Annotated in this window: 7 protein-coding genes; 1 reads left to right on the top strand and 6 read right to left on the bottom strand. The window is 50.0% G+C overall.

All coding sequences use genetic code 11. The annotated features are described in order from the left end of the window. Positions 1-518: 518 nt before the first annotated feature. The 6 genes from H0247_RS17210 to H0247_RS17185 form a co-directional block, all read right to left on the bottom strand. A complete protein-coding gene (locus H0247_RS17210) occupies positions 519-1,280 on the bottom strand; it encodes an amino acid ABC transporter ATP-binding protein (protein WP_180743625.1) in 762 nt (253 codons plus the stop codon). An 8-nt stretch (positions 1,281-1,288) separates the two neighbouring features. Next, positions 1,289-2,383 (bottom strand): amino acid ABC transporter permease, encoded by a 1,095-nt coding sequence (locus H0247_RS17205; protein ID WP_180743624.1) that lies wholly within the window; start codon positions 2,381-2,383, stop codon positions 1,289-1,291. 9 nt (positions 2,384-2,392) lie between these two features. Beyond that, positions 2,393-3,571, bottom strand: coding sequence for an amino acid ABC transporter permease (locus H0247_RS17200; protein ID WP_180743623.1), 1,179 nt, complete (start codon positions 3,569-3,571; stop codon positions 2,393-2,395). Positions 3,572-3,636: 65 nt separating this feature from the next. Further along, positions 3,637-4,662 carry an amino acid ABC transporter substrate-binding protein gene (locus tag H0247_RS17195; protein WP_180743622.1) on the bottom strand — a complete coding sequence of 342 codons (1,026 nt, stop codon included), beginning with the start codon at positions 4,660-4,662 and terminating at the stop codon, positions 3,637-3,639. Positions 4,663-5,051: 389 nt separating this feature from the next. Further along, the gene (locus tag H0247_RS17190) at positions 5,052-5,717 is read right to left on the bottom strand and encodes an amino acid ABC transporter permease (RefSeq protein WP_180743621.1); all 666 of its coding nucleotides are present in this window, start codon (positions 5,715-5,717) and stop codon (positions 5,052-5,054) included. A 42-nt stretch (positions 5,718-5,759) separates the two neighbouring features. Further along, entirely contained in the window at positions 5,760-6,527 is a 768-nt protein-coding gene (locus H0247_RS17185; protein WP_180743620.1) for an amino acid ABC transporter substrate-binding protein, read from the bottom strand. Positions 6,528-6,964: 437 nt separating this feature from the next. Here H0247_RS17185 and H0247_RS17180 point away from each other — a divergent pair, with 437 nt between their 5' ends. Next, on the top strand, positions 6,965-7,366 hold the full coding sequence (locus H0247_RS17180) for an ASCH domain-containing protein (protein ID WP_180743619.1): 402 nt from the start codon (positions 6,965-6,967) through the stop codon (positions 7,364-7,366). Positions 7,367-7,395 lie beyond the last annotated feature (29 nt).

Genomic DNA, 7,395 nt, shown 5'->3' with positions numbered 1-7,395 from the left:
AACTGCCAGGCATCAAATAAAACAAGAAGCCCAGTCTTTCGACTGGGCTTCTTGTTTTATCTGTTGTTTGTCGGTGAGGGCTATCTGGAGTAGGACAAATCCGCCGGGAGCGGATTTGCACGTTGCGGAGCAACGGCCCGGAGGGTGGTGGGCAGGACGCCCGCCATAAACTGCCAGGCATCAAATAAAACAAGAAGCCCAGTCGAAAGACTGGGCCTTTTGCTGTCTGCGATTTGGGTATGTCTGTTCGTATCTATCATGTAAACAGCCCGTAGATGGTTAAGGTAGGGTGGCACTTCATCACTGGCTCAAAAATAATCGTTAATAACCCAGAACTGAGCACAGTTTACACAGAGTAATTGAATAATACCTGACAGAGCATGCCCCTCAGCACTCACAAAGCCACCCAATCTTCCTTGCCCACTTAATATCGCGTCAGTGGTCCGATAACGTGAGCCATCATATACTGGTGCTATTAGGAAAGGCCTGCGTAGATACGCAGGCAGAATGTTTCGGTATTAGTGCAGAATCTGGGAGAGAAATGATTGCGTGCGTTCTGAGCGAGGGCTGGAGAAGAAGATATCCGGTGGCGCTTGTTCCACGATCTCCCCCTGATCCATAAAGATCACCCTGTCAGCGACCGTTTTTGCGAAACCCATCTCGTGCGTGACGCAGAGCATCGTCATCCCGTCCTGAGCCAGTCCAAGCATGGTATCGAGTACCTCTTTTACCATTTCAGGATCCAACGCGGACGTCGGTTCATCAAACAACATAATCTTAGGTTTCATACACAGTGAACGGGCGATGGCCACACGCTGCTGCTGGCCTCCAGATAACTGTCCCGGAAATTTATGCGCATGTGCGGCGATACGCACGCGTTCCAGATAGTGCATTGCCAGCTCTTCTGCTTCTTTTTTTGGCATGTGGCGTACCCAGCATGGTGCCAGCGTGCAGTTCTGCAATACGGTTAAGTGCGGGAACAAATTGAAATGTTGGAAAACCATGCCGACTTCAGTACGAATTTTTTCGATGTTACGCAAATCATGATTCAGTTCGATCCCATCAACGACAATTCGCCCTTGTTGATGCTCTTCGAGATGATTAATACAGCGTATGGTGGTTGATTTCCCCGAGCCCGATGGGCCACACAGTACGATGCGTTCCCCCTGTCTGACTTGAAGATTGATGTCCTTAAGCACATGAAATTGCCCGTACCACTTATTCACATTCTCTAAGGTAATCATGTGATCGGTTGATTGAGTTAATGCAGTCTGATTCATGGATGGCCTCAGTGTGACTTGTGTCCGGTGTTAAAACGATTTTCCAGATGTTGGCTATAGCGCGACATGCTGAAACAGAAAATCCAATAGACCATGGCGGCGAAGACATAGCCTTCTGTCGACATACCCAGCCAGGTGGGGTCGACCGTGGCCTGTTGGATGCTGCTGAAGAGGTCGAAAAGGCCGATGATGATCACCAGACTCGTGTCTTTAAAAAGAGAAATAATGGTATTTACCAGGCCTGGAATCACCATTTTCAGCGCCTGTGGGAGAATGATCAGACCCTGCATACGCCAATAGCCTAAGCCCAGAGATTCCGCGGCTTCATACTGTCCTTTAGGTAGCGCCTGCAAGCCACCGCGAACGACCTCGGCGACATAGGCGGACTGGAATAAAATCACGCCGACGAGCGCCCTTAGCAGTTTGTCGATAGTCGTGCCTTCCGTTAGAAACAGCGGCAGCATGACGGAGGACATAAAAAGCACGGTGATAAGCGGTACGCCGCGCCAGAATTCGATGAAGACAACGGAAAGCATACGAATGATCGGCAGCGTAGAACGGCGGCCTAATGCGAGCAAGATGCCAAGTGGTAACGCACCCGCAATACCCACGGCGGCGATAATCAGCGTTAACGTTAACCCGCCCCATTGATAGGTTTCCACTCGGCTAAGTCCGCCAAAACCGCCGTAAAGCAACCACCATGCAATGAGCGGATACACCACCGCCCAGATCGCAATGTAGCGCCCGCGATAGGGGATACTTTTCAGGAACATCGGCAGGATACTTAGCAATCCGATGGCGAGCGCAAAGTTGATGCGCCAGACTTCCGCAGCCGGATACAGGCCATACATGAAATGACCAAATCTTTCATGAATAAAGACCCAGCAAGCGCCATCACGCGTACAGTCATTGCGGGTGGTGCCAATCCAATTCGCCTGAAAGATCGCCCAGTTGAGCAGCGGCGGTATGGCAACCCACAATAGCCAGAGGCAAAACAGCGTTAGCAGGCTATTGCTGATACTAGAGAAGAGATTACGTCGAGCCCATAACATCGCTCTGAAAAGAGAGGACTGACGGCCTTGCGTATAATGGTTCATCGTCATGACGTCCTCTTAGCGTTCGACTAATGCGATCTTGCGGTTATACAGATTCATCAGCAGTGAGATTAGCAGGCTGATAATGAGGTAGACCGACATGGTAATCGCGATGGTTTCGATAGCCTGGCCGGTCTGATTGAGAACCGTTCCTGCGAACAGCGACACCATATCGGGATAGCCAATGGCGGCAGCCAGCGAAGAGTTCTTCACAATATTCAGGTACTGGCTGGTGAGTGGCGGAATGATGACGCGCAGCGCCTGTGGGAGGATCACTTTGCGCAGTGTAACGGGATTTGGCAACCCGAGAGAACGTGCCGCTTCGTGCTGGCCGTGGGAAACCGATTGGATGCCTGAACGAATGATCTCAGCGATAAACGATGAGGTATAAACCGAGAGTGCGACGGTTAATGCCGCCAGTTCAGGGATAAGCACCATACCGCCACGGAAATTAAACCCTTTTAATTCCGGCATGTCCCAGTGAAAGGCCGCGCCAAAAATCAGATGGCTGAATGCACACAGCCCAAGCAACAGGCCTAGTGCCAACGGCCAAGTTCTGCGTGGTCGACCGGTTAACGCATGATAGCGCTGGTTACGCCGAAAAACGCTCCATGTCACGACCAACGTAATAATGAGAGAAAGAAAAAATGCCGCTGCACCTGACCCCAATTCAGGAGAGGGCAGATAGAAGCCACGATTGCTGAGAAAAGCGACATCAAAGGCGCTGATTGACTGGCGTGGTCCCGGCAGATTTCGTAGTACGGCAAAATACCAGAAGAAGATCTGCAATAGCGGTGGAATATTACGGAATATCTCAATATAAACGTTAGATATTTTCCGTAATAGCCAGTTATCGGACAATCGAGCAAGGCCAACTGTGAAGCCGAGAATCGACGCAAACACGATACACAATGCCGAAACCAGTAACGTGTTGAATAGCCCAACAAGGAAAACGCGAGCGTAAGTGTCACCTTGTTGATAGTCAATCAGGTGCTGGACGATGCCAAAGCCGGCGCTTTTATTCAGGAAATCGAAGCCAGAGGTGATGCCCCTCTGTGCCAGATTGGTCACGGTGTTGTGCAACAGGTAGGCTGCGACAGCCAATACCGCGATCACAACGACAATTTGATACAGCCAGGCGCGCACCGCTGGATTAGTCAGTGATAAATCACCTTTTACGGTTGGGCGTTGTAACATGCTGGAACCTCGATACGGGGTACTGAGGGGCGCAGCCATAGACTGCGCCCGGTTTTTTCTGATAATTAACGTACCGTTGGCGCGTACTGGATCCCGCCTTTATTCCACAGTTCGTTCAGGCCGCGCTTAATTTTCAGTTCGCTACCCATACCGACATTACGCTCGAAGATTTCGCCGTAGTTACCGACCTGTTTGATGATTTTAAATGCCCAATCGTTTGGTAATTTGAGATCTTTACCATAGCTGCCTTCGTGACCCAGCAGATGAGACATATCTGGCGTAGTCGGTTTTGCTGCCAACTGATCGACGTTTTTCGAGGTCACGCCCATCTCTTCGGCATTCAGCATGGCGAATAATGTCCAGCGCACGATAGAGAACCACTCTTCATCACCACGGCGTACCACCGGGCCCAGTGGTTCTTTAGATATCACTTCTGGCAGAACGATAAACTCAGCAGGTTTGCTCAGCTTGATGCGCAGCGCGTACAGTTGTGACTGGTCGGATGCCAGCGTATCGCAGCGGCCAGATTCCAGCGCTTTGGCGCTTTCATCAGAGCGGTCGAACGTGACAGGGGTGTACTGCATTTTATGAGTTTTGAAGTAATCTGCGACGTTCAGCTCGGTATCGGTACCTGCCTGAATACAAACGGTTGCGCCATCCAGCTCTTTTGCACTGGTTAAGCCTGCTTTGTTGTGCGTCAGGAAGCCAATACCGTCGTAGTAAGTGACACCGGTAAAGAGCATACCCATGCCGCCATCGCGGGAAGACGTCCAGGTGGTGTTACGTGACAGTACGTCAACTTCACCAGATTGCAGCGCGGTAAAGCGTTCTTTCGCCGTCAGCGGTGTGTATTTTACTTTATTGGCATCACCGAATACGGCTGCGGCAATGCCGCGACACACGTCAACATCAATACCGGAGTATTTGCCGCTGGCGTCTGCATAGGAAAAACCGGGCAAGCCATCGCTGATACCGCATTGCACAAATCCTTTCTTCTGAATGGCGTCCAGTGTTGCACCCGCATGGGCTTGATTGATGGCGGCAAAGAGTGACGCGCCAGCAACCAGAGTAGAAATCACTATTCTTTTCATAATCATCCTAGCGTCTAGAGTTATTTGCTGTTTTTGAAGTACACAATTGTTTTTGGCGTACACAATAAAGTGCACCCTACCTGTCTGTCGGTATGCCGACGTGAGCAGAGCAAAGCAAATAAAATGCCAATTTTCTATTTGATTGATAATGAAGACGAAAAGGAATGCTTATTGATCTAACTAGGTAATTCTAATTAGGTATGTGCGCACCGCGATAAATGCAAATCGGGCAATGTGCTCTTTTTTGGTGCATCAAAATGGGGAGCGCGAGATGCCTTCAGCCACTCTGCACGTTTATCAGGAGTGGAGAACAGTGAGCAAGGCTGAATGTTAAGTGGGAGGGGGTAGTGCCATCAGCCCAGCGGTGGCGTGGGTTGATGGCGGGAATGTTAGTGTGCGATATGGCGCTGATAATACTTTTCGAGTTTCACCTGGAGCTGGCTCAACACGGTGCTGAACATCAGGTAAATCAACGCCGCTTCGATATACAGAATTAGAGGCTCATAGGTAACGGAAACGATGCGCTGAGCGGATAAAAACATCTCCGGTACGGTGATCACGGCAGCCAGCGACGTATCCTTGATCAAGGAAATAAACGTATTGGAAAGCGGCGGTAGCGACACGAAAACGGATTGCGGAAAGATGACCCAGCGAATCGCTTGCCTGCCATTCATACCGAGAGAATAAGCCGCATTCCATTGGCCTTTCGGGACAGACAAAATGGCTCCACGGACGATTTCCGAACTGTAGGCACCCACGCTGATGGTGAAACCAATGAGCGCAGCGGGGAAGGCATCAAGAGTAATCCCCGCGCTGGGCAGCCCATAAAAAATCAGGAAAAGCTGCACCAGTAACGGCGTGCCACGAATAACCCAAACGTAAAAATCACCCAGCCATTTCAGCGGCTTGGGGCCATAAAGGCGAACCAGCGCGATGAGAATACCGAGGGCTAAGCCAAAGATGAAAGACAGAATCGCCAGAGGGACAGTAAATTTAAGTCCCGCAGACAACAGACTCCAAAAGGAGTCTGCCATGAGTTGTAGCCAAGGCGGCATGAAAACGAGCTCCGATAGCGGTATGCGCTAATAATAGTGCGATTATTGAGAAACATCCTCCCCGAAGTATCGCACAGATATGGTTTTATAGGTGCCGTCTGCTTTAATTTCATCCAGAGCTTTATTCAATGCTTCCACCAGTGGTTCCTGATTTTTACGTACCAGAATCGCAGAAGGTTCACCGTCTTTTGAGGTCGCTGCAATCTTCACATTGGCATCCGGTTTCTGCTTTTTGAAATCTAGGAATGACAGATTGTCGTTCAACGTGGCGTCCGCACGGCCGCTGAGAACCAGATCCAGCGACTGGTTAAAGCCATCCGTCGGCACAATGTCTGCGCCGTAGCTGGTGGCTTGCTTAGAGTAATTACTGGTCAGGCTTTGTGCTGATTTTTTGCCTTTCAAATCGCTGAAATCTTTAATGGTGGTGTTATCACCACGGACAACCAGCACCGCTTTGGAATCGATATACGGCTTGGAGAAATCATACTTGGCTTGGCGCTCTTTGGTTATGCCAACCTGATTGATGACCGCATCGTAGCGCTTGGCATCAATACCGGCGATTAAGCCGTCCCAACGTCCTTCAATAAACTGGGCTTTTACGCCGAGCTTTTCTGCCACCGCGCGGCCAATATCCACATCGAAGCCAACCAACTGGCCTGATTTATCATGATAGGTATAAGGCGCGTAGGTGCCTTCTGTGCCGATCTTGATAACCCCTGTGGACTTGATGGCGCTAAGGTCATCGGCATGAGCGAATACGCTGGTAGCAAGCAGGGCGCTGGTCAGTAAAGCAAAACGTATTTTTTTCATTATGAATTCCTGTGAGTGGTAGGCAGTGATGCGCTTATAACTTTTGTTAATAATTAATCTACGCGACAACACATCTGTTTATAAATCACGTTGTGTGATGATTTATATCAGAAGTGAATATAGTGCATGTGTTGAGAATATAGTGCGCCCGTCAGGTTTTAACCATGTTGAGTGAAAGAACGATAGAAAAAGTCTATTGCTGCTGGGAATGCTGACCAACTGTCACAATGTGCTTCTATCCTCAAAAGGACATCATTGCTTTTGCCACTACCCAGCAGGAGACAACAATGAAGCTCCGCATCGCCAGTTATAACGTAGAGAACCTGTTCCACCGTTCCGCGATTCTCAACTTCCTAGGATATTACCTGATCGCCGCTTTACGGCTATGATGGCGTGAGAAAATAGAGCGATGATAGCCATATAAACCGAGGAAGACGATGAGCAAGCAAGGATTAGAGCAATATCCAGACGCGTTGCGCTGGTCATTTGGTGACAGCCCCGAGCTGGCGGATGAGCTTTTGCAACTGGTACTCGAAGGGCATAAAACGGCAACCTGTAGCTCGTATCACGCGTTTAAAAACGAGGAAACGCCACAGGTCGGCGATTACAACATCGTTCTGGACGGTGCCGGACAGCCTTCCTGCGTAATCCGCACGCGCTCGTTAACGCTGGTGCGCTACTGTGATGTGACTGCTGAGATGGCGGCGAAAGAGGGCGAAGGCGACAAAAGCCTGGCTTTCTGGCAGCAAGCGCATCAGGCGTTTTTCGAACGAGGAGGCACCTTCGCCCCAGATATGCTGCTGGTGTTTGAAGAGTTTGAGCTGATTGAGGTGTTTTGATTCTGGGTTAGCTGCTGCTAAATCCGACG

Source organism: Pectobacterium sp. CFBP8739 (genome assembly GCF_013449375.1).
GTDB lineage: Bacteria > Pseudomonadota > Gammaproteobacteria > Enterobacterales > Enterobacteriaceae > Pectobacterium.
Note: the sequence above shows the minus strand (reverse complement) of the source record. Positions and strands in the feature narration are given on the sequence as shown.

What these genes read in the sequence shown, in the direction of transcription:
- H0247_RS17180 (WP_180743619.1), top strand. Translation starts at nt 6,965, where the DNA reads ATGAGCAAGCAAGGATTAGAGCAATATCCAGACGCGTTGCGCTGGTCA.
- H0247_RS17195 (WP_180743622.1), bottom strand. Translation starts at nt 4,662, where the DNA reads ATGAAAAGAATAGTGATTTCTACTCTGGTTGCTGGCGCGTCACTCTTT.
- H0247_RS17190 (WP_180743621.1), bottom strand. Translation starts at nt 5,717, where the DNA reads ATGCCGCCTTGGCTACAACTCATGGCAGACTCCTTTTGGAGTCTGTTG.
- H0247_RS17200 (WP_180743623.1), bottom strand. Translation starts at nt 3,571, where the DNA reads ATGTTACAACGCCCAACCGTAAAAGGTGATTTATCACTGACTAATCCA.
- H0247_RS17210 (WP_180743625.1), bottom strand. Translation starts at nt 1,280, where the DNA reads ATGAATCAGACTGCATTAACTCAATCAACCGATCACATGATTACCTTA.
- H0247_RS17205 (WP_180743624.1), bottom strand. Translation starts at nt 2,383, where the DNA reads ATGACGATGAACCATTATACGCAAGGCCGTCAGTCCTCTCTTTTCAGA.
- H0247_RS17185 (WP_180743620.1), bottom strand. Translation starts at nt 6,527, where the DNA reads ATGAAAAAAATACGTTTTGCTTTACTGACCAGCGCCCTGCTTGCTACC.